Below are 22369 nucleotides of genomic sequence, written 5' to 3' on the forward strand. Positions count from 1 at the left end.
TTTCTCCCTTCAACGCTTTAAAGTGATTATGTTCCAATATAACATACCAATCCTGTTATGAATAGTGAAAATCTAAAAATCCTCGTAAAATATTACCACGTGATTATCCTATCCATAAGAAAAATAGCAATCATGTAAACAATGGCAAAACAACAATAATTTTTGCCATGTTGTTTTGCCATTAACTTATATTTTCCGATAAAAAAAAGTATCTGCTGTCTCAAATCCATATTTAGCAGGTGTAAAAATTTGCTCCGTACTCCCCACAAAGAAAATCCCACCAGGTCTTAATGCTTGAGAAAATTTATGGTAAAGTAAATCTTTTGCATCCTCTGTAAAATAGATGAGAACATTTCTACATACAATTAAATCAAATGGTCCGCCAAACGAATCCGATAATAAGTTTTGCTTCTTAAATGTTACATTTCTTTTTACTTCCTCTTTTATTTTGAACATTGCACCATCTTTCTCAAAATATTTATCCTTCTGAGCGATTGGTACTTCGTTTAATGCTCGTTCTAAATAAATCCCCTTCTTGGCCCTGTCTAAGGCGTTAATATCAATATCGGTCGCAAGAATTTGAAAGTCTCTCCATTTCATTTCATTAGAAAGAAGCATAGATAAAGTGTACGGCTCCTCTCCTGTTGAGCAAGCTGCACTCCAAACCTTTAATTGTGCTTTTGATTGTAGAAGAGATGGTAAGATTTTTTTCTCCAGTACTTCCCAGCGTTTATAATTACGGTAAAACTCAGAAACATTAATTGTCATTCGATCTAATAGCTCGTCCAATAAATGTTTATCCTTATGTATCGCTTTAAAATAATCTTCAAAAGAAGTAAAACCTCTTTTTTCATAAAGAGAAGTCAACCTTCTTTTCATTTGTGCTTCTTTGTATAAAGACAAATCTATTCCAGATAATCTGTAAAAATTCTTTATAAACTCTTGAAAATCCTTCTCCATTTAAAATTCCTCACAAGTATAATAAAATCAACTACTTTTTAAGTATATACGATTTTCCCACAAAACGGCCAAATTTTATTCCGATTATTCATATAATTACTAGAAAAGCGGAAGCGACTGGTTATCGGTGTACAAACTGGAGGGCATTGACTGAGATAAAGGAAACACGATGAACGTTAGTGAATCGATGTTGACTTATCGTAGGGAAGCGGCCGAAGTTTGCTAGACGATAGGAGCTGGAGCCATACATTGAAAAGCGGAAGCGACTGGTTATCGGTGTACATACTCCACGGTACCAAGTTTCTTAGTTTGATCGTTCAAATAAAATAGCTGCCCTGCATAGGACAGCTAAGTAAGCTATATTAGTAAATCCAACCATCTAATAGTTTCTTATACTCTACTAACTCTTCTTCTTTAAAGAATAGCGCAATTTCCCTTTGGGCACTTTCAAAACCATCAGATCCATGGATAATATTTTTATGTTTTACTACCCCAAAATCTCCACGTACCGTACCAGGCAAAGCTTCCAAAGGATCCGTTTTTCCCATCATCATTCTAGCCTTTGCAATGACTTCCTCTCCTTGCCAAACCATTGCAAAAACAGGACCTGAAGTAATAAAATCTACTAATTGAGTAAAAAACGGCTTGCCTTTGTGTTCTGCATAATGTTGTTCCGCTAAATTTTCTGTAATATGAATAAGCTTTGCACCAACAAGTTGAAAACCTTTCTCTTCAAAACGGGTTACTATTTTCCCAATTAAATTTCTTTGTACCCCATCTGGCTTTACCATTAGAAATGTTCTTTCCATAAGCTCACTCCTACCATATGTATTAGACTAGTAACATGGTCATTCATGAAAAACTTACCACAAAAATCCAATTTATGCAAAAGAAATTTAAAAACGCTTTCATGAAAAAAAGGTTCAAAAGGTTTGCTTATTCCTTTAAAATTTGCGCTTCCCTAAATATTTAGCGATATTATTAAGTGCAGATTTTGCTTTTCCATTTGGCAAATCACGAATAGTTTGCAAAGCCTTTTTTAAATACAAATCACTAACCTGCAAGGAACGATCGATAGCATCTGTATTTTTGATCATGGAGATAATTTCCATTAACTCTATCTTGGACATTCTCTCATGAACAGTTATCACTTTATCGCGCACTTTTTCTTGTTCCATCGCGAATAAAACAGGCAAGGTAATATTTCCTTGAAGTAAATCTCCACCAGCAGGTTTTCCTAATTCTTCTTCCGTACCAACAAAATCGAGAACATCATCTATAATTTGATAGGACATTCCAACATAATAGCCAAATCGATATAACTTATGTTGATACTCTTCCTCTACATCAGAAACAATGGCCCCTACTAATGAGCTAGCCGATATTAATAAAGCCGTTTTCCGCTTAATTCGTCGAAAATAATCCCTTATATTTTGATCAAATCGGTATTTATCTTTTATTTGCTGAATTTCACCGATACATACTTCCACTATCGTATTAGCAAGGACTTTGTGAGCAGCAGGCTTATCTATCTCACTCATAATTTCTATTGACCTAGCAAAAATATAATCCCCTGTATACATGGCAACTTTATTATCCCATTTTGCTTTAATCGTTGGTTGCCCTCTCCTTAAATCGGAGTCATCTATAACATCATCATGAACTAATGATGCCATATGAATTAATTCTAATGAAATAGCAGCCTTTTTTATAATTTGAATATCATAGTTACCAAACTGTCCAGCAAGCAATACGAATATCGGACGTATTCTTTTGCCGCCTGCTTGCAATAAATGTAACGATGATTCTCTTAAAATGGAAGAGTTCGCCTGTACCGTTTCTTCCAAAGCTTTCTCAATCTTATCTATATCCGAATTCAAAAATGAGTACATCATTTTTAATTTCACTAACTACTCACCCAACTTGTATCGATATTTTGAAATAATTATCCAGCATAAAAATGCTTATGTATAAATTTAATCCTATTTATGAAAAAAGAGTCTAAATACAAGGTCAAGAATACAGGATTAAAATGTAGTCCCCCATCAAAATCCAAATATTGCTCTTTGGATTTTGATTTAGACTCTCCCCTATGATTGCATAATTATTTATAACCTAAATGAACCGCAGCAACACCACCAAAATAAGGCTTATATGTCACTTTTTTTAGTCCAGCTTCTTGAAACATCTCAGCTAGTTCTTTCATACCTGGAAAATCACGTGCCGATTCCTGAAGCCATGAATATTCCTTATAGCTTTTCGCAAATAATTTCCCGAAAACCGGCATAATGTAGCGAAAATAGAAATAGTATCCCTGTCTAAAGATTGGCATTGTCGGCTGGGACGTTTCTAAACAAACTACCAATCCACCTGGTTTTACAACTCTTCGCATTTCTTTTAAAACAGTTAAATAATCTGGAACATTTCGCAATCCAAAGCCAATTGTCACAAAATCAAACTGATTATCAGGAAACGGCAATTCCATAGCATTCCCATGAATAAGCTCAATATTATCATATTCCGCTGTCTTTTGTTTGCCGATACTCAGCATATTCTCACTAAAATCAAGTCCAACTACTTTACCGTTTGGTCCAACTTGCTCTGCTAAGCTAATTGTCCAATCAGCTGTTCCACAGCATACATCTAAACATGCTGCTCCTTTAGGAACATTCATTCTCTTCATCGTGTCTTTTCGCCATAGTTTATGCTGCTGAAAGCTAATGACTGAATTCATTTTATCGTAATTACCATAAATCTTTTCAAATACATTATGTACCTTTTCTTCTTTAGACTGTTGCTCCTGCATTTTTAATTACCCTTCCTCTACGTACAATTGTTGTTTATTTAAAGCATTTAATAATTGATAGGTATTTTCTCTAAACACCGTTTGTAATTCAGGAAGATTTTCTAGCATCTCTTCTAGTCGTGAACTTGTCTCTTTTAGATATTTATCTAATACGGTAGCTTTATCACTTATAGATAATAAATGGTTTTTATTCTCATACTTATAAAATGTTTCGACGACAATTGATCTTTGTGTGCTGTCATATAATTCTTTTTCTTTGCGTATTCGATAAAGAAACAAGTATTCCTCTATAAGTGAGTTCCATCGATCTAATTGATAAAAGTCCACAAGCTTTTTAATTAATGCTCCCTCAATATTTTTCAGACTTTCTATTACCTGCTCTATTGTTTTATCATTCTGTTGATAAAAGAATATTTTATTCTCATTTACCTCTTTAATTCCTTCTGCTAGGATTTTAAGCATTTTAAAGTCTTCGATTTCCGCTAATATTTTATAATATTGCCCACTATATAAATCCCCTGCTAATACTGTTAACTGTCGATTTCTTTCGTTCCCTTTATGCATCTTTTCATTTGTAACAAGCTCATGGGTATCAAGGGCAATTTGTATAAGTGTAATAGTTGCTGCATATGTAATTATTTCTTGCTTTTTTATATTTGCCTCTAAAAGGACAGATATAATTAGTAATATCTTATGTTCATCTATAACTGGATTTGGTATATGTTTTTGCAAATAATGATTCGAAGTTCGCTCAATCACTCTTTTTTTTACACTTTCTATTAATTCCTGCATAACCATAACATCACCCTTGTTCCCCATTTATTCCTGGTTTTCTATAATTTTGTTTCTCGCATCTACTTTTAATTAAGACAAGTGAAACCATCTCTCGAAAGATTGTCTATCTATCTTAGAACTACAAATTAACAAAGTAAACTTTTTTAAAAAGCCACTTTCCATTTCTATCACATATTCTAATTATTATATCACAAGAAAAAGTAAAGGGATACAATTGGCACTTAGTAAAGGTTCTGCTTTATCTTTTCCGAATTAACTGAACATAATTCAGTTTTGTTACTCTGCACCATGAAAAAACAACAGAAAAAAACCGCGATAATTTTCGCGGTTTTAGTGAAATACTATTATTGTATGTAATTATTTCACTGCGTCTTTAAGTGCTTTACCTGGTTTAAAAGCAGGAACTTTACTTGCTGCGATTTCAATTTCTTCACCAGTTTGTGGGTTACGACCTTTACGAGCCGCACGCTCACGTACTTCAAAGTTACCGAAACCGATAAGTTGTACTTTATCACCATCTTTTAAAGCATTCAAAATTGTATCGAAAACAGCGTCAACTGCTTTAGTAGCGTCCTTTTTTGATAGTTCACTTGCTTCAGCAACTGCATTGATTAATTCTGTCTTGTTCATGCCTTTCACCTCCTCCCGAGTGTTTCAAATAAAAGCTAAAAATTAGTTTCATATCTTTATTTGTAAACAAATTAACGGAATTATATACGTCCTACTGAATTTTTTCTTAATTGAGACCAATTGGTTTCTACTAAAAAGAAATGCCAGTATGAAAAGCCTTAAGCTTTTAATAAAGATTAAGAAACCTTTTATAACGCTAATTCCTTTAAAAGATTATCATAATCATTTCTGCATATCAAGAAATTTTATATATTGATAGCAATATTTTCTTATTTTGAAATAAAAGCGTAACATTAAAACCATATTTTTACCAATTCCATCCATAATTTGAGCGGAAATGGAACTATTCTCCCGTTGTACCAATAATGTAATAAACGGGTATATTTATAATAAAAGAAAAGCCTTTTTATTCATTCATCAAAAAAAGAACTCTAGAATAGAGTCCTTACAAAATAATTGCTATGAGTCCACCAGAGCCCTCGTTAATAATTCTTTCTAATGTTTCTTTCAGTTTATAACGTGCATTTTCTGGCATTAAGGACAATTTTGCTTGTATTCCTTCCCGGACGATGGAACTTAAACTTCTTCCGAAAATATCTGAATTCCAGATGGATAACGGATCATCTTCAAAATCTTGCATTAAGTATCTTACTAATTCCTCACTTTGCTTTTCTGATCCAATGATTGGTGCAAATTCACTTTCTACATCCACTTTAATCATATGGATAGATGGCGCAACGGCTTTTAATCTAACCCCAAATCTAGAGCCTTGACGAATGATTTCCGGTTCATCTAAACTCATATCCACTAATGATGGAGCTGCAATGCCATACCCAGTTTGTTTCACCATTTTTAAAGCATCTGAGATTTGATCATATTCTGTTTTAGCATGTGCAAAATCTTGCATTAATTCTAGTAGGTGGTCTTTTCCTCTAATCTCCACTCCTACAATTTCTTTGAGGATATCATCATATAATTCATCTGGGGCAAACAAATCAATTTCTGCGATACCTTGCCCCATTTCTATACCTGCAAGACCAGCATTTTCAATGAATTCATATTCACTAAATTGCGAAACTACTCTATCCACATCTCTTAATCTCTTAATGTCTTTAACCGTTTCTTTTACTGCTTCTTGATAATTATCTCTTAACCAATGATTTTCTCTTAATACCATTACCCAGCTTGGTAAGTTTACGTTTACCTCTAAAACTGGAAACTCGAATAGCGCTTCACGCATAACATTTAACACGTCTGCTTCGCGCATACTTTCTACACTCATGGCGATAACTGGAATATCATATTTTTCGGAAAGCTCTTGTTTTAGAGCATCCGTATTAGGATGATATGGCTGAGCACTATTTATAATCATAATAAATGGTTTACCAACCTCTTTTAACTCTTCAATTACTCTATTCTCGGCTTCTAGGTAGTTACTTCTTGGAATATCACCAATCGTACCATCCGTTGTAATAACGACTCCAATTGTACTGTGTTCTTGAATAACCTTTCTTGTTCCTATTTCAGCAGCTTCATGAAATGGAATAGGCTCTTCATACCATGGTGTATTGATCATTCTAGGGCCGTTTTCATCCTCATAACCTTGTGCTCCCGGCACAGTATAGCCGACACAATCTACAAGCCTGATATTCACTTCTAATCCTTCATCTACTTTAATAGAGGCCGCTTGATTTGGAACGAACTTTGGTTCTGTTGTCATAATTGTTTTTCCTGCTGCACTTTGTGGAAGCTCATCTTTAGTCCGAGCTCTATCACCTTCATTGTCCATGTTTGGGATAACAACCAATTCCATGAATTTTTTTATAAAAGTTGATTTTCCGGTACGTACTGCTCCTACTACACCTAAGTAAATATCACCGCCCGTTCTTTCGGCAATATCTTTAAAAATATTTACCTTTTCCAAGTGATCCCCTCCTGAACTTTTCCTAGTACATGGGATAGAATTATCCATTTAATACTATTAGACAATATATATTTATGATGTTGTCCTATCTCTTTATGCCTTATTTTTTATTTTCTCCCCCTTTTTTTTGCTAGTTTTTATTTTAAAGTAATAAGACCTTTGTTTATGAACGTAAAAATGATGCCCATCCATACGTTTTATTTTTATGAAACTAGCATGAATTCATTTATAAGCTATATTAATCCCATTTTTTCTGTGTATGAATAAATAAAACCTTCTCTTCAATATATACAAGAAGAGAAGGGATATGACACTTTTTGTTCGCAATCATCTATAAAAAACTAGAAAAGGGGAAACTGATTATCGGCCAGTCTAGTAAACTTGCCAATCTGTTGTAATGACATATATCGTTCAAATGCAGCAAAGCGCGAAAAACAAAAAAAATCAAAGTAAGAAGTAGGGGAAACTTCTCACTTTGATTTCCATTGACTATTTAACCCAAACCCTGTTCATTCCACTAGGTTGCTTCAAAGCATTTTATGTTATTACATACATTTTCGAACCATTAAAACGCCTAATTTCCATAAAAAGATTTCGTTCATTCTCCTTTCATAAGAAAGGATTTACAAAGTACACATCTTTTCCTTATTCTATGTACTGAGAAGCAAGAATGTTTATTAAATCTTCCATTTCATTCGTTTTTCCTCTTGCCATTAAACTTTCGACTGCTGCTTTTGCATCTTGGCCATTAAATAAAATTTCGAATAATGCATTTGTGATAGGCATCGTAACATCATATTTTTCGGAAAGCTGATGGGCTGCTTTCGTTGTTCGGATTCCTTCTACAACCATTCCCATTTGCTCCAGCACTTCTTCTAGTGCATGACCTTTTCCAAGCATATTACCTGCTCGCCAGTTTCTGGAATGAACACTTGTACAAGTAACAATTAAATCTCCAATCCCGGTCAAACCAGCAAAAGTAAGTGGATTTGCTCCCATTCTTGTACCTAGTCTTGCCATCTCAGCAAGGCCTCTTGTAATTAATGCGGCCTTTGCATTGTCACCAAAACCTAATCCATCTGCAATCCCTGCACACACCGCAATAATATTTTTCAATGCCCCGCCAATTTCTACACCAATAAGATCCGGATTTGTGTACACTCGAAAATTATGATTGATAAATAAATCTTGTACCAGTTCAGCTTCCTTCATATTTTTAGAAGATACTGTAACAGTCGTCGGATGACGTAAGCTTACTTCTTCCGCATGACTAGGTCCAGATAGCACAACGATACTCTTTCGGATGCTTTCAGGTATCTCTTCCTCCATTATTTCAGAAATTCTAAGTAATGTACCGGGTTCAATTCCTTTACTTACATGTACGAACGTTTTTGGTTCGTTAATATACGGGAGTAATTGAGGAATTACCTCACGCATCGCTTTTGTTGGTACAGCTAAAACAATGATATCCACATCATGAACACACTCTTCTAACGAAGTGGTGCCTTTTACTTCATTGGGTAAGGTAATTCCAGGCAAATATTTACTGTTTTGATGTAAATTATTTATCTCTGCAATATTTTTCTCATCTTTTCCCCAAATATGAATAGTATGACCATTGTCGCCAAGTACCAATGATAGTGCTGTCCCCCAGCTTCCAGCACCAATCATTGCTACGGATTTTTTATCTTTCATCCTTTACACCTCTTTTATTTTCTTTCTCTTGCAAATATTTTAATCGGTGTTCCTTCAAAACCAAAGGCATCTCTAATCCGATTTTCTAAAAATCGCTCATAAGAAAAGTGAAGCAATTCTGGATCATTTACAAAAACAACAAAAGTAGGCGGTCCAACCGCAACTTGGGTAGTATAGTATATTTTTAACCTTTTTCCTTTATCTGTTGGAGTTGGATTCATCGCAACCGCATCCATTATAACATCATTTAACACACTTGTTTCCACTCGGCGTGTATGATTTTCACTGGCAACTTTAATCATCGGAATTAAAGTATGAATACGTTTTTTCGTTTTCGCAGATAAGAATACAATTGGTGCATAATCTAAGAATAAGAAATGCTCCCTTATATTTTGTTCAAAGGTTTTCATTGTTTTTTCATCTTTTTCTACTGCATCCCATTTATTTACGACAATAATAACTGCTCTTCCTGCTTCGTGAGCATAACCAGCAATTTTTTTATCTTGTTCAATAATTCCTTCTTCCCCATCAATAACTACTAAAACAACATCCGATCTTTCAATTGCTCGCAATGCTCTAAGTACACTGTATTTTTCTGTAGACTCATATACTTTTCCTTTTTTTCTCATTCCAGCTGTATCGATAATCACGAATTCTTCGCCATTAACCGTTACTTGGGAATCAATTGCATCACGAGTCGTTCCTGCAACATTACTTACGATTACGCGCTCTTCGCCTAGTATTGCATTCACTAATGAAGATTTCCCTACATTTGGTCGTCCAATAAGCGAAAATTTAATGACATCATCATCATAATCCTTTGTATCACGTTTAGGAAAATGCTTTGCAGCTTCATCCAATAAATCTCCAAGTCCTAATCCATGTGAACCAGAGATCGGAAACGGTTCTCCAAAGCCTAATGAATAAAAATCATAAATTTGCTCTCTCATATCTGGATTATCTACTTTGTTAACAGCTAGCACAACAGGCTTTTTCGCTTTATACAAAATCTTCGCCACTTCTTCATCTGCGGAAGTAACACCTTCCCGACCGTTTGTTATAAAAATAATAACATCTGCTTCCTCTATTGCGATTTCTGCCTGCATACGTATTTGGTCTAAAAATGGTTCATCTCCAATATCAATACCTCCTGTATCAATAAGGTTAAAATCATGATTTAACCATTCTGCCGAGCTATAGATACGATCTCTCGTTACTCCTGGTATATCTTCTACAATAGAAATACGTTCTCCTACTATCCGATTAAAGATAGTAGATTTCCCAACATTCGGTCGTCCAACTATCGCAATAACTGGTTTCGCCATCGCTATCATCCCTTCATATACATAATCATTCTATCCATGCAGCATGATTCCTTAGCATAAACATCTCAAGGTAATCACGATGTTAAAGAACATTCTTAGATTATTTATTTCTTTTATGAACGTAAGCACTAAAGCTTTTTGTACTTTCCGTTTTTATAGCTTCGTTTTAAAAACGTCTTAAAAACTAATTCAAAACGAAACCAATAATCGATTGCTCAAGTAATACCCTTTAACAAAAATAGTAAAATAGGGACTAACCCTTAAACTGAGAGGCAGACCCCTAACTAAAATAGTTTATCAAACAGATGTTAACCTAGCAACATAAAACTATATTTCTTTTGTATAAGCTTACTTTTTGATAGTTCTCTTATGAGAATTAATGTCTTACAATAATAAAAACTTCCTCGCTGATTTTATGGGCAATCCCATCTAATATCGCTTCTAAATTTGTCGCTACGGTTTCTAATTCCTTTGTATCTTGGCAATAAAATACACCGCTCCCTGGAGCAACTTTATTTGGATTAGTTGTTATGGAGGCTAAAATGTATTTCTCTATAGTCATTCTAACTCATCCTCCCTTTCTTCACGCTTACTTGGCATGCGAATCGCATTTTCTAGAGTTGGAACTGCACCAATGATGCGAATAGCTTTTTTTTCATTATGTATTTGGGGTAACACAAAAACAGCTACTCTCCCATCTTCAAGGTCTCTTTTTGCCAGAGGTACTAACGCAGGTGTTCCGGAGTCACGGTATACCCCAAGAGCTGTTGTAACATCATATAAAATAGCTTGTCTTTGCCCTAAATTTGCAATGGTGGTTCTCGCGTTAAAATTCTTAGGTGTGAGAATAAATCCCATTCCATATTTCAACACTTCTTTCTGTCGCTCCGGTAACCCAATATTCATAATGTAAATAGTATCAATATGTAAACCAGCCCCTTTAAACGTCGGTTGAACATATTCTATATCCACTATATCCTTTAATTGACCACCAGACATTAGTTTCTTCGATATGACTACCGAAATGATCGCTGCAAGTATTCCTGTCCATATATTGAAAACAATATATCCAAACGTGCTGACTAATCCTGCAAACATTACTAAATAATTTCTACTTTCAAAAGCAATCGCAATTCCTTCAATATATGTTTTTCCTCTTGGTACCATTTCAAAACTATCTAGTTCTGTTAATGTATTTCTCTCCATATTTCTAACTTCTCGAAATTGAGACGCTGCAACAGTAAGAAATGTTACTGCCGTAAAATCCTTGTTTAAAATCGATGGTATTGCAACCGAACCTAAACCTGCTGCAATAAAACCTAACGCTATATGAATGATTTTTCCATGCAAATAAGTCGGGTATTGTCTATAATCCGTGCGCAGCATAAACATCCTTAACAATGTTCCAACAATCACTCCAAATAAAATTGGATAAACGAAATTGCTCATAAGTTTTTTTGTCTCTCCTTTTCAAGCAAAAATACATAATTTTCCCATCTTGCAAGTGTTATTTTTAAGTAATAAAGTGAAATCAGTCCTAGCAAACCAAGTGTTAAAAAGTCGAAAAAGGCCATTGATCCAATGGAATAATCCATCTGATAGTTTCTTATAAGGAAGCTTAAAACCATCTCCCCATTAATACTTCCAATCAGCAAAACAAGTATTTGGCAAAATATATTTTTATGTAACAAGATAAGGAATGTAAATAATATACTTGTTTTCAGCCACACACCTGGAATAAATACCCAAACAGGATCAATAATGGCCATTAACTCATATGTAACATAAGCTAACATCATAAAAAAAGATGAAATAATCGTATAAATACAGTTCATCCACCGCAAAGTACCTGTATAAAAAAAAGACATTATTAACACAATCAGGAGCAAAATAGAGCAACTTATTCCTTGCCATTCCCAACGGTAAGGACTTAAAATAATTGCTGTTAATATGTAAATAGAATATTTCGTTCGGCTTGGGTTATTTTTGTCCATAAAAAACGTTGTTATTATCCAGATACACCATGTACAAAATAAAAAGATTGATCCTTCCACATCCTCACTCTCCTCTATTTTTCCATTATGTCTCGGAACTATGTAATTTAAACGAAAAAGTTAGAAGAGCTCATAGTGAGTATTCTGTAAATTTTTTTCAGGAAATTTTTTCATTAAGTAGTTTTCTGCCTTCGGAAGAATAATAAAAAGAACTTCTATGAAAGAAAAGAAGGAGAACATCCATTTTATAATGGAAATAAAAAAGCAGGAGGCATTGTAAATGGGTAAAGATAGACAGGAAAAAAAATTAAAAAATAGTAAAAGAGTAGAATCTGATCGTGATCAAGCACTTCATTATAATGGATCCACTCGGTTACAAAGTCCAGAAGAAGGAAGATTACTTAACGATAATAAGTAAAATACAAAAGAGGTGGCCAAAATGGCCACCTCTTGATTCCATAACATTAATTTTTTAATTTTTTCAATTGCTCTCCAATCATATCACCTAATTGGAAACCTTTTGATTCCTCAGGAAGTTCATACACTTCTTCTTCGTCTATTTCTTTTTCTGTTAATTCTTTAATACTTAAAGAAAGACGTTGTTCTTCTTCATTCACATCTAAAACCTTTACTTGGACTTTCTGTCCTTCTTTTAATACTTCGTGAGGTGTTCCAATATGCTTATGGGCAATTTGAGATATATGAACAAGACCTTCAACCCCTGGGAACACTTCAACAAAAGCTCCATAGGAAACAATACGTTTTACAGTTCCATCTAGTACGCTACCTTTTTCAGCGCGCTCTGCAATGTCTGCCCACGGTCCTGGCTGTGTTTCTTTAATAGATAAAGAGATACGATCATTATTACGATCAACACTTAATACTTTCACCTTTACTTCTTGTCCTTCTTGAACTACATCTGTCGGACTAGAAATATGATCATGAGATAATTGAGAAATATGAACTAATCCATCAATACCGCCTAAATCAACAAAAGCACCAAAATCTGTAATTCTTTGAACGGTACCTGTTAGTGTTTCGCCAACTTCAATTGAGTCAAGGAGGTTTTGTTTTTGTTTATTTTTCTCTTCCTCAACAACTGCACGATGGGATAAAATAAGGCGACTCTTGTCTTTTTCCAATTCTACAATTTTAAAAGAAATGGTCTTACCTTTATAATCAGAAAAATCTTCTACATAATGAGCTTCTACTAAGGAGGCAGGTACAAAGCCTCTGACACCAAGATCAACCACAAGTCCGCCTTTTACCACGTCTTTTACTTCTGCTTCAAACACTTCGCCAGAATTAAACTTCTCTTCAAGCTGATCCCATGCTTTTTCCGCATCCACTTTTCTTTTTGACAAAACGAGAGCATCTTCTTCCACTTTAATTACTTCTAATTCAAGTTTGTCTCCTTCAGATACTACGTCACTCGCTTTTTCAATGTGCAGGCTAGATAATTCACTTATTGGTATAATCCCATCGAGTTTACTGTCGCTGATTGCAACAATTACCTGTTTCTCTTCCACTTTCGTAATCTGACCACTTACTACGTCTCCGACAGTATAATTATTTACAACTACATCATTTAATTCCTCAGACATATGTACTCCTCCTTCAACTCTATAGTGCCTGAACATTCTAGAAAAATGTTCAGGCAACCGAAAATAAATTAATCATCCTTACGATTTATAAGAAACCTTCTCTTTAAAGTTCTTACAAACTTCTTTTTTTGTCAAGTAAGAAACACTAGACTAGTTTGAAAGATTAAGTGATTTTTGCTTTCGTTTTCATTAATTGCTTATTTTTTCTCTAGTTAACCCCATGATTTTTTCGACTACCTCATTTATGGATAAGGAAGTAGTATCCAACTCAATTGCATCGTCCGCCTTCTTCAATGGTGCAATTTCACGTTCTGAGTCTAATTTATCTCTTGCAGCAATTTCTTGTTTTAATTGTTCTAAATCTGATTGGTATCCTTTTGACACATTCTCTTTATGTCTTCTAATTGCTCTTTCATCAACAGAAGCTAAAAGGAAGACCTTTACTTCAGCGGTTGGAATAACATGGGTACCAATATCTCTACCATCCATTACCACCCCACCGTTTACAGCAAACATTTGTTGTCTTCTTACCATTTCTTCCCTTACAAGCTTATGTTTAGAAACAATGGAAACAGAGTTAGTTACTTCACTTGAACGAATTTCCTTTGTGACATCATGGTTATCTAAAAAGATTAGCTGTCCATGTTCCCCTGGGAAAAGCTCAATAACTGTTTCATTTAACATATTTATTAAACTTTTTTCATCTTCTAAATTTAAATGATGATTAATTGCTTTAAAGGTTAATGCTCTATACATAGCACCTGTGTCAATATAAATGTATCCTAATTGTTCCGCAACAATCTTTGCAACAGTACTTTTCCCTGCTGCTGCAGGTCCATCAATTGCAATGCTAATTTTCTTTTCCATAAATCCTCCTGAACTACTGGCTCAAAAATACCAATTAACTTATTAAAAATTCTCCTATTCTATTTCTCCTCTAAAAGGAATCGGAAACCTTAGCTAGTCCTATTCATAAAAGAGAACATTATTATAATAGGGAGAGCAAGTTTTGCTTTTATGGCTTCACTTTCTTTTATTTTAACATATTCTTTCGACTTTTTATCATTAAATCCTTTTCTTTTATCTATCTCTTTGGATAGGAAGTTTAAGAAAAATCATCCTTATCTTCCAAAGGTCTCAAGAAAGGAGACAAAATTAGAATCCATTACACCCTCATATTGAGTGATTGTTCTTATTTCCGGTATAAAGTCCCAAGTATGAAGCATTTGGCCTATAATAAAAAAGGCAATTTGAAGACCAATAATCTTTATTAAAATTCTTTCAACCGTTTTCACTCCATGCAACTCCTTTTCCTACTTTTCTTATACACAAAAGCTAGAGTCATTTAAAATTTAGATTATAGGAATAGTATCGGAGTAAATGCATGCCTTTATTCAAATTTCAAGCCCTTTCTTTTTTAGCGAAAGTTGACGGTCAAAGCTGAATCTCAGCATCGACTGACGATCAACTGGATCGACGTCCAAAAATTCAATAGCCATTTTATAGTTCTGTTCGTTGTATTCGAAGATTTTTTTTATTTCCGCAGATAAATGTAAATAATTATACTCACCATTTTGTAAAGGTAAGACTACCGAAACTTTAATTTTACTATTTTGCTGCAGATTTATATGTTTAGGAACTATTACTGCAGCCCCGCCTGCACTAAAATCCAACGAAACAGTTGTAAATGGTTCGACAGTATTCTCTTTCTTGAAAGGATGGATAGCCATATCAACACTTGTTTCAATTCTTACAAATTGTCGTCGCTGAATCTTAATCATTTGATCATCAGAAGGAAGCGAAAGGATTAACAGTGGAACATTATTCTCTTTTTTCCTACCGATAACTTCTGAATGAAATAAATAAGCGATACCTTCGTTTGTTACAAAGTTAATCCTTAACTGAGCTCCATTCATTAGAAAAACAAGCTTATTTGTTTCAAGGTGAATTGGATATTCAATACTGATTGATTTCTCCTCGACTCCTAAAATACGACTTTTATACTGTTCTACTTTTGTTTCGCCATGAATCGGTTCAATTACTAACGTATCTCCAATTGAAATCACTTTATCTCACACTTTCCTTCTTAATTATATAAATATCTTAATGCTAGACAACCTAATTTTTCCATATATAAATCGTTTAGAAAATTACCTTCCTAGACTTAAAGTCCTAATAATTAATTTGGTAAATTATATCAAAATACCTACTTTTATGTATCATTATTACATGAACGTTTTATATTTGGCAATACCGTCCCTTCCCTTATCACTTCAATCATTCCGCTTTTATTTACTAATAATTAAAAAAGCTGTCAACATCCTTTTATAAAAGTTTGTTGACAGCGACTTTCTAATTACACAACTTCTTCATATACAGGTTCAGCATTTTTTAACTTCTCTACCTTCTCTTCCACTCCATTATCGGCATTTATATAAATTCGATAAGTGTCCTCACCTAATGTCCCGATAAATTCATAACATAATACTTCTTTATTCAAGTCATTTAAGATGATTGCCAATCCATCATCCATTATTTTTACTTGTTTATTAATTTTCTTGCGTGCATCTTGTTTGGAAATAACCGGATCTTTTATTTCTCTTTCTTTATTTGCTATTAAATAATCCTCTGCTGCAAAACCAATGATATTTCCATTATCCAAAGCAACTTTCATTTTGACACTATCTGGGTAAATTTTCACCCCATCTATTTCGGTGACAAAATTAAACACACCAATATTCTCATACTGCATACTTTCGAATAACGCTAGATTTTTAAATTTATGTTCTTTTAAAAATTTAACTGCTTGATTACTTGCTTCATTTAGACTTATTTTATCTTTCTTGACTTCTCGTGAGACAATTGACCATATTGGATATCCTCCTTTTTTCGTGATATCCATACTAGCTTCTACATTTGTTCCCTTTTCTTTAAGAGAAACACTATAAAAACCGTAGTTTGATCCTTTGCCACTTTCTGTGACTTTTACATCAACAGGATTTTTAAAATCTGCAAATTCTTTTGCGATTTCCTTTGCTTCTTTTTCTGTAATTATCTTCCCTTTTAAATTTTTAAAGTTTTCATCTTTCTTTTCCATGTTTACATTTGTCACACCAAAGCTCGTTTCCTGATAACCTTCTACTTTATCTTCAACCGTTTTTAAACCGTCAATAATGGTATTATCTAATTGTTTATCGGTAGCTAATGCCATCTCAACATCCATCCAGCGAAGATTTTTTTCCAGTACTAAGTGCTGCACGTTTCGTAATTCATCTTGAATGTCTGCTGCATCTTTATACAGCTTTGTTAATGTTTTTGATTCCTCTTCCGATAAAGGTTCTTTATTTAAATCTCTTACCGCTGTCCGATAACTAAAATCACCGATTTTCGCTAGAAACTCTTCTGTTTTATTAAATGGTAGTAATGTCAATGGTAGTTGACCTACATCGGAATGGGCTTCCGAAGTAATTCGCCATACTTCTGCCAATGCAGGAGACAGAGATTGTTGTGAATTCATTGCTAAAGTTGTCCCAATTTGATCATGAAGCAAATCTACTTGATAGGTTAAATCATGAAAAGCTCTCTGGTAGTTATTCTCTGCGTTTAATAATACAGCATTTTTCTCTTTATGTTCCTGATAGCCCCAAAAGGCCACCCCTGCGACTCCGAGTGTTAATACTCCTATTAATATTCCTCTTAACATTGTCTCACCCCACTATTTACAGAATATATGCTTACCTATTTGTTTAATTTGTGGTCGACCCCAGATCCATCCACTTGTTGCTGTATCTGGATTAAAGTAATATAACGCATGTCCTGTAGGATCCCACCCATTTATTGCATCTAAAACTGCCTCTTTTGCTTGTTCATTAGGCGTTAACCATATCTGTCCGTCAGCAACTGCTGTAAATGCACGCGGCTCAAAGATTACCCCTGATACAGTATTGGGAAATGATGCACTATTAACTCTGTTTAAAATTACTGCTGCAACAGCCACTTGTCCTACATATGGCTCCCCTCTTGCTTCACCATATACAGCATTCGCCATTATTTGAATATCATTTTGCGAAAAACCATTTGGAACATTTGCTGCAGTAGGTTTTTTTCCAGTTGTATTTTCTCCGCCATTTGTATTAGCAGTATTCTTTGGCGCATTATTGTTGTTAGTAGTACCTTGATTACTACTTTTATTAGTTGTATCGTTGTTGCTAGATGCATTATTTTGTTTAGCTGTTTGACTGTTATTATTTGTTTTCTTTTGTACTGTTTCGTTTTGCTTTTTTGCAGTGTTTTTGTTCGAAGAAGGCATTTTTTGCTTTTCTAAATCTACTCCTCCATAATGGGAGAACTTTTTCCCGCGATTTATCTGTTCCTTGACAAATTGCTCATTGTATTTCGTTGCACTTGCTAACTTATTCTTCGTTTTCGTACCGGCTAATCCATCTATCGGCAAACCATATTCATATTGAAAATTTCTTAACGCCCAATAGGTTTGCCAACCAAATACCCCATCAATCTTCCCATTATAATATCCTACATATTGAAGTCTTGATTGCAATTCAATAACATCATCTCCTACCGCTCCATGCTGAATAACCTGATTGGAAAAAGCATGTACTTTTTGTTCAGCATAAGGAAATACTAGTAGTCCTGACATAACAAAAAGGATGATTGATATTTTTGTGAGTAAAAACTTTTTATTCATGCTTATTACCCCCATAACTAATTACTATTAACATTAACTGTATTTTTTGTAGCAATTGGATTTTTATACAAAAAAAAAGTAGAGTGAATGACTTCACTCTACTTTTTTACATACTAGATACTTCAAATACTTATTCCAAAGAGGATTTTAACCATTCCCCTTTCATTGTGGTAAATATTCCCTTTACCTTATTCCTATTATGTCCCTGTCATTCTTCGAATATGTCCGCTGCTTAATTCTCTAGCACTTTTCACCTTTCTAAGGCCTAACCACCATAAATAAAACATAAAAGGAGTGATGAAGATCAGCCAATTTTTCTCTAGAGATACAATATAATCGTATATAGCGTGAAGCAGAAAAGGAACAAGCAAGGAATAGACAAGCCATTTCCCTCTAGGCACAATAAATTTACCTTTTCCAAAATAATAACCCATAATAACCCCAAAAAGGGCATGACTGGATACAGGAAGCAAGGCTCTCCCGATTGCATACTCCAGTCCATTTGCCACTAAATACAAAATATTTTCCATAGTAGCAAATCCTAAGGACACGGCAACCCCATAGACTATCCCGTCATAAGGCTCATCGAAATCGGCATGCTTCACCGCTGTATAAAAAACAATAAACCATTTAAAAAATTCTTCCAGTAAGCTCGTAGTAAGCAAGGAACTCCAAATTCCCTCTGGAATGACATGCTCTGCTTGAAAAACATATTGGATAAACATTATGGGAAACACAAGAAGTGCCCCTGTAATAAAAGACCGCATGACAAGTGATATTGGCTCGGAACCGTATTGGTCTTTTAAATAAAAATAGCTTAATAATGCTAAACCTGGTGCAATTCCGGCTGAAAAAATCGCCAACATTTTATTTCCCCTTTTCCCTTATATAAGAGTTGCACGGTCTCATTTATTTTTTTCTTGTATGGCTTTTGCGATCTGCACACCATGAAATCTACCATTTTCAATAAAGATTTCATTCGCATTATTTCCAGCAGCAATTACCCCAGCAATAAATATTCCTTCCACATTTGTTTCCATGGTTTCCGAATCAAATACAGGTCTTCCTGTTTCTTTCTCAATTTCTATCCCCATTTTTTTCAAAAATGCATGATCAGGATGATATCCGGTCATTGCAAAAACAAAGTCATTTTTTATTTCATGAAGATTTCCATTTACTTCATACAGAAGAGATCCCTCTTTTATTTCGACAACATTTGCCTGAAATTCCATTTTAATTATTCCTTTGCGGACTAAAGACTCGAATTCAGGTAAAATCCACGGTTTGATACTAGTGGAATATTCGTTCCCTCTATACAAAACGGTTACCCTTGCACCAGCTTTGACTAGCTCAATCGCAGCATCCACACTTGAATTTTTCCCGCCAATTACCGCTACATCATGATTGAAATAAGGGTGTGCCTCTTTAAAATAATGCATTACTTTATCCATGTCTTCGCCTGGAACGTTCATATAATTGGGATTATCGTAATAACCAGTAGCAACAATAACGTAAGGAGTGATATACTCCTCTTTTTTTGTTTTTACAAGAAACTCCTGTCCCTCTGTTCTATTGACGTCTAATACTTCTTCATACGCATGGATACGAAGATCTTTTCTTTTTACCACTTCGCGATAATAAACTAATGCTTGATTCCGATTGGGCTTATATTGTTCTGTTAAAAAGGCGACATCCCCAATCTCCAGTTTTTCACTTGTACTGAAAAAGGTTTGATGAGTTGGATAACCATGTATGGCATTTACAACATTCCCTTTTTCAATGATTAACGGATTTATATTTATTGCCTTTAAGGCGATCCCTGCTGCTAAACCACAGGGACCAGCACCAATGATAATTGCTTCTTCTCGTTTCAACATAGTCACTCCTAACATTTTACAAAAAGGTTAGCCTCTTCTAACAAAATCCTTTCTTTTCTATTATGCATTTATTTTAGCTAATAGATGATTCATAACAGAAAAGGCGTACCTCTAAAAAGGTCCAATATAAAAAATCCCCTACCTATAAGGATAGGAGATTTTTGTAAAATCAGCAATAGATTTAATCAAATTTATATCCAACCGCGGAATCTAGATGCTTCCGCCATTTTTCTAACCCCCACCATATATGCTGCCAACCTCATATCAACTCGACGTATTTCGGCAGTATCATAGATGTTTTTAAAGGACTTACTCATTACTTTTTCCAGTCTTTCTTCCACTTCTTCCTCTGTCCAATAATACCCTTGATTATTTTGTACCCACTCAAAATAAGAAACAGTTACTCCTCCAGCTGAAGCTAAAACATCCGGAACTAATAAAATTCCTCTTTCTGTTAAAATGCGAGTAGCTTCTAATGTAGTTGGTCCGTTCGCTGCTTCCACCACAATACTTGCTTTAATATTATCTGCATTATGTTCTGTGATTTGATTTTCTATCGCAGCAGGCACTAAAATATCGCACTCCAACTCCAATAGTTCTTTATTTGAGATGGTATTATTAAATAAGTTTGTAACAGTGCCAAAACTATCTCGTCTATCTAGTAAGTAGTCAATATCTAATCCTTCTGGATCATGTAAAGCACCATACGCATCCGAAATACCAATGACCTTCGCTCCAGCATCATGCATAAATTTAGCCAAAAAGCTGCCCGCATTCCCAAAACCTTGGACGACGACACGTGCTCCTTCTATCTCTATGCCTCTTCTTTTTGCTGCTTCGCGTATACAGATAGTAACACCTTTAGCCGTAGCAGTTTCTCTTCCTTGTGAACCACCTAATACAAGTGGTTTGCCTGTGATAAATCCAGGGGAGTTAAATTCATCAATTCGGCTATACTCGTCCATCATCCATGCCATAATCTGTGAATTTGTAAAAACATCTGGAGCTGGAATATCTTTAGTTGGTCCAACAATTTGGCTGATTGCTCGTACATAGCCCCGGCTTAATCTTTCCAATTCACGAAAAGACATATCACGTGGATCACAGATAATGCCTCCTTTTCCGCCACCATAAGGAAGATCAACGATTCCACATTTTAAACTCATCCAAATAGAGAGTGCTTTCACTTCTGTTTCCGTAACATTAGGATGAAAACGAATTCCCCCTTTTGTTGGTCCCACGGCATCATTATGTTGAGCGCGGTAGCCTGTGAAGATTTTTACAGTCCCATCATCCATTCGCACTGGTATTTTGACTGTCATCATTCGAATCGGCTCTTTTAATAATTCATAAACTTCATCTGAATATCCAAGTTTATTCAAAGCTTTATGAATTACTGTTTGTGTTGATTTCAAAACATCGTGTTGCTCTTCTACATGATTCTTCTCATTAGATTTGTTGGCTACCATTAATAAATCCTCCTAAAAAACTACTTGTAGTTATCCACTGCAGTTCTTCTTTATAAGAATAATTATTTAGCTTCAATAGAATGCAAAACATAAATACAAAATTAGTTGCTAATTCAAAGCATAGTATACACTTTTACTTACATTATGCAAGATCATTTATTTACTTATTTAGATTTAAACGAATCCCTTCCTTCAGAAGGCTTTCATTCCATAATATATTCTTTTTTTACTGTGATAAACTGTTTTTTCCTCATTGCTAGTATCAGTATATTCAATTAAACGATTCTTTGTCCTACCTCACCCTCATTTAATTATCATTATTTCCTTTTCTTCTACACTTTCCCATACAGCTTTTCCCTGAGGCTAAACAAAAATTTAGTGGTAAAATACTATTATGTATCTTCCCCATTTCATTTTAACACTTTCAACAAGTTTTACCAATCATCAACTTAGAAATTTTTATGTACAAAATCCCCTTTAAACACACAAAAAAAGATAGATAATTCCAAACTCCGTCGAAGTTCCTATATCCCCGTTATCTGAGATTAACTTCAAAAATTGGAATTGTTCTATCTTAAAAATAGC

Annotated in this window: 22 protein-coding genes; 1 reads left to right on the top strand and 21 read right to left on the bottom strand. The window is 34.5% G+C overall.

Features of this window, described 5'->3' with window-relative positions:
- Positions 1 to 186: 186 nt before the first annotated feature.
- The 12 genes from NSQ92_RS12650 to NSQ92_RS12705 all read right to left on the bottom strand — a co-directional run bounded on the left by NSQ92_RS12650 (position 187) and on the right by NSQ92_RS12705 (position 12189).
- On the bottom strand, positions 187 to 960 hold the full coding sequence (locus tag NSQ92_RS12650; protein WP_341132645.1) for a CheR family methyltransferase: 774 nt from the start codon (positions 958 to 960) through the stop codon (positions 187 to 189).
- A gap of 362 nt (positions 961 to 1322) precedes the next feature.
- Entirely contained in the window at positions 1323 to 1769 is a 447-nt protein-coding gene (gene ndk / locus NSQ92_RS12655; protein ID WP_047940364.1) for a nucleoside-diphosphate kinase, read from the bottom strand.
- Between the two features lie 135 nt (positions 1770 to 1904).
- Positions 1905 to 2867, bottom strand: a complete 963-nt coding sequence (hepT, locus tag NSQ92_RS12660; protein ID WP_047940363.1) for a heptaprenyl diphosphate synthase component II — start codon at positions 2865 to 2867, stop codon at positions 1905 to 1907.
- A gap of 197 nt (positions 2868 to 3064) precedes the next feature.
- A complete protein-coding gene (locus tag NSQ92_RS12665; RefSeq protein ID WP_047940362.1) occupies positions 3065 to 3766 on the bottom strand; it encodes a demethylmenaquinone methyltransferase in 702 nt (233 codons plus the stop codon).
- 6 nt (positions 3767 to 3772) lie between these two features.
- Complete coding sequence (locus tag NSQ92_RS12670) at positions 3773 to 4558, bottom strand: heptaprenyl diphosphate synthase component 1 (RefSeq protein ID WP_161798381.1); 786 nt, start codon at positions 4556 to 4558, stop codon at positions 3773 to 3775.
- Positions 4559 to 4918: 360 nt separating this feature from the next.
- The gene (locus NSQ92_RS12675) at positions 4919 to 5191 is read right to left on the bottom strand and encodes an HU family DNA-binding protein (protein WP_016203034.1); all 273 of its coding nucleotides are present in this window, start codon (positions 5189 to 5191) and stop codon (positions 4919 to 4921) included.
- Positions 5192 to 5636: 445 nt separating this feature from the next.
- Complete coding sequence (gene spoIVA, locus NSQ92_RS12680; protein WP_047940360.1) at positions 5637 to 7115, bottom strand: stage IV sporulation protein A; 1479 nt, start codon at positions 7113 to 7115, stop codon at positions 5637 to 5639.
- A 645-nt stretch (positions 7116 to 7760) separates the two neighbouring features.
- Positions 7761 to 8810 (bottom strand): NAD(P)H-dependent glycerol-3-phosphate dehydrogenase, encoded by a 1050-nt coding sequence (locus tag NSQ92_RS12685; protein ID WP_144544873.1) that lies wholly within the window; start codon positions 8808 to 8810, stop codon positions 7761 to 7763.
- Positions 8811 to 8824: 14 nt separating this feature from the next.
- Positions 8825 to 10135, bottom strand: a complete 1311-nt coding sequence (der, locus tag NSQ92_RS12690; RefSeq protein WP_341152827.1) for a ribosome biogenesis GTPase Der — start codon at positions 10133 to 10135, stop codon at positions 8825 to 8827.
- 376 nt (positions 10136 to 10511) lie between these two features.
- Entirely contained in the window at positions 10512 to 10697 is a 186-nt protein-coding gene (locus NSQ92_RS12695; protein ID WP_047940357.1) for a capping complex subunit for YIEGIA, read from the bottom strand.
- Positions 10694 to 11584, bottom strand: a complete 891-nt coding sequence (locus NSQ92_RS12700; RefSeq protein ID WP_047940356.1) for a YIEGIA family protein — start codon at positions 11582 to 11584, stop codon at positions 10694 to 10696. The genes NSQ92_RS12695 and NSQ92_RS12700 overlap by 4 nt, the downstream gene beginning before the upstream one ends.
- Positions 11581 to 12189: a YphA family membrane protein gene (locus tag NSQ92_RS12705; protein ID WP_341152828.1), complete on the bottom strand. Its 609-nt coding sequence runs from the start codon at positions 12187 to 12189 to the stop codon at positions 11581 to 11583. Before NSQ92_RS12705 ends, NSQ92_RS12700 begins: the two co-directional genes overlap by 4 nt.
- A gap of 220 nt (positions 12190 to 12409) precedes the next feature.
- Between NSQ92_RS12705 and NSQ92_RS12710 the strand changes: the two genes are divergently transcribed.
- Entirely contained in the window at positions 12410 to 12547 is a 138-nt protein-coding gene (locus NSQ92_RS12710; protein ID WP_082138218.1) for a YpzI family protein, read from the top strand.
- Between the two features lie 46 nt (positions 12548 to 12593).
- Here NSQ92_RS12710 and rpsA read toward each other — a convergent pair whose 3' ends face one another.
- The 9 genes from rpsA to NSQ92_RS12755 all read right to left on the bottom strand — a co-directional run bounded on the left by rpsA (position 12594) and on the right by NSQ92_RS12755 (position 21784).
- Positions 12594 to 13733, bottom strand: a complete 1140-nt coding sequence (gene rpsA / locus NSQ92_RS12715; protein ID WP_047940354.1) for a 30S ribosomal protein S1 — start codon at positions 13731 to 13733, stop codon at positions 12594 to 12596.
- Positions 13734 to 13922: 189 nt separating this feature from the next.
- Positions 13923 to 14600 (bottom strand): (d)CMP kinase, encoded by a 678-nt coding sequence (gene cmk / locus NSQ92_RS12720; RefSeq protein ID WP_095259104.1) that lies wholly within the window; start codon positions 14598 to 14600, stop codon positions 13923 to 13925.
- 254 nt (positions 14601 to 14854) lie between these two features.
- The gene (locus NSQ92_RS12725) at positions 14855 to 15028 is read right to left on the bottom strand and encodes a DUF5359 family protein (protein WP_047940352.1); all 174 of its coding nucleotides are present in this window, start codon (positions 15026 to 15028) and stop codon (positions 14855 to 14857) included.
- A gap of 99 nt (positions 15029 to 15127) precedes the next feature.
- Positions 15128 to 15799, bottom strand: coding sequence for a flagellar brake protein (locus tag NSQ92_RS12730; RefSeq protein WP_047940351.1), 672 nt, complete (start codon positions 15797 to 15799; stop codon positions 15128 to 15130).
- Between the two features lie 290 nt (positions 15800 to 16089).
- Entirely contained in the window at positions 16090 to 17436 is a 1347-nt protein-coding gene (gene ypeB / locus NSQ92_RS12735; RefSeq protein ID WP_047940350.1) for a germination protein YpeB, read from the bottom strand.
- A 12-nt stretch (positions 17437 to 17448) separates the two neighbouring features.
- Entirely contained in the window at positions 17449 to 18438 is a 990-nt protein-coding gene (gene sleB / locus NSQ92_RS12740; RefSeq protein ID WP_061796524.1) for a spore cortex-lytic enzyme, read from the bottom strand.
- Between the two features lie 197 nt (positions 18439 to 18635).
- A complete protein-coding gene (gene prsW, locus NSQ92_RS12745) occupies positions 18636 to 19304 on the bottom strand; it encodes a glutamic-type intramembrane protease PrsW (protein ID WP_047940349.1) in 669 nt (222 codons plus the stop codon).
- A 39-nt stretch (positions 19305 to 19343) separates the two neighbouring features.
- The gene (locus tag NSQ92_RS12750) at positions 19344 to 20312 is read right to left on the bottom strand and encodes a YpdA family putative bacillithiol disulfide reductase (protein WP_341152921.1); all 969 of its coding nucleotides are present in this window, start codon (positions 20310 to 20312) and stop codon (positions 19344 to 19346) included.
- Positions 20313 to 20506: 194 nt separating this feature from the next.
- A complete protein-coding gene (locus tag NSQ92_RS12755; protein WP_047940347.1) occupies positions 20507 to 21784 on the bottom strand; it encodes a Glu/Leu/Phe/Val family dehydrogenase in 1278 nt (425 codons plus the stop codon).
- Positions 21785 to 22369 lie beyond the last annotated feature (585 nt).

This window comes from Niallia sp. FSL M8-0099, assembly GCF_038006945.1.
Classification (GTDB): Bacteria; Bacillota; Bacilli; order Bacillales; family Cytobacillaceae; genus Niallia; species Niallia circulans.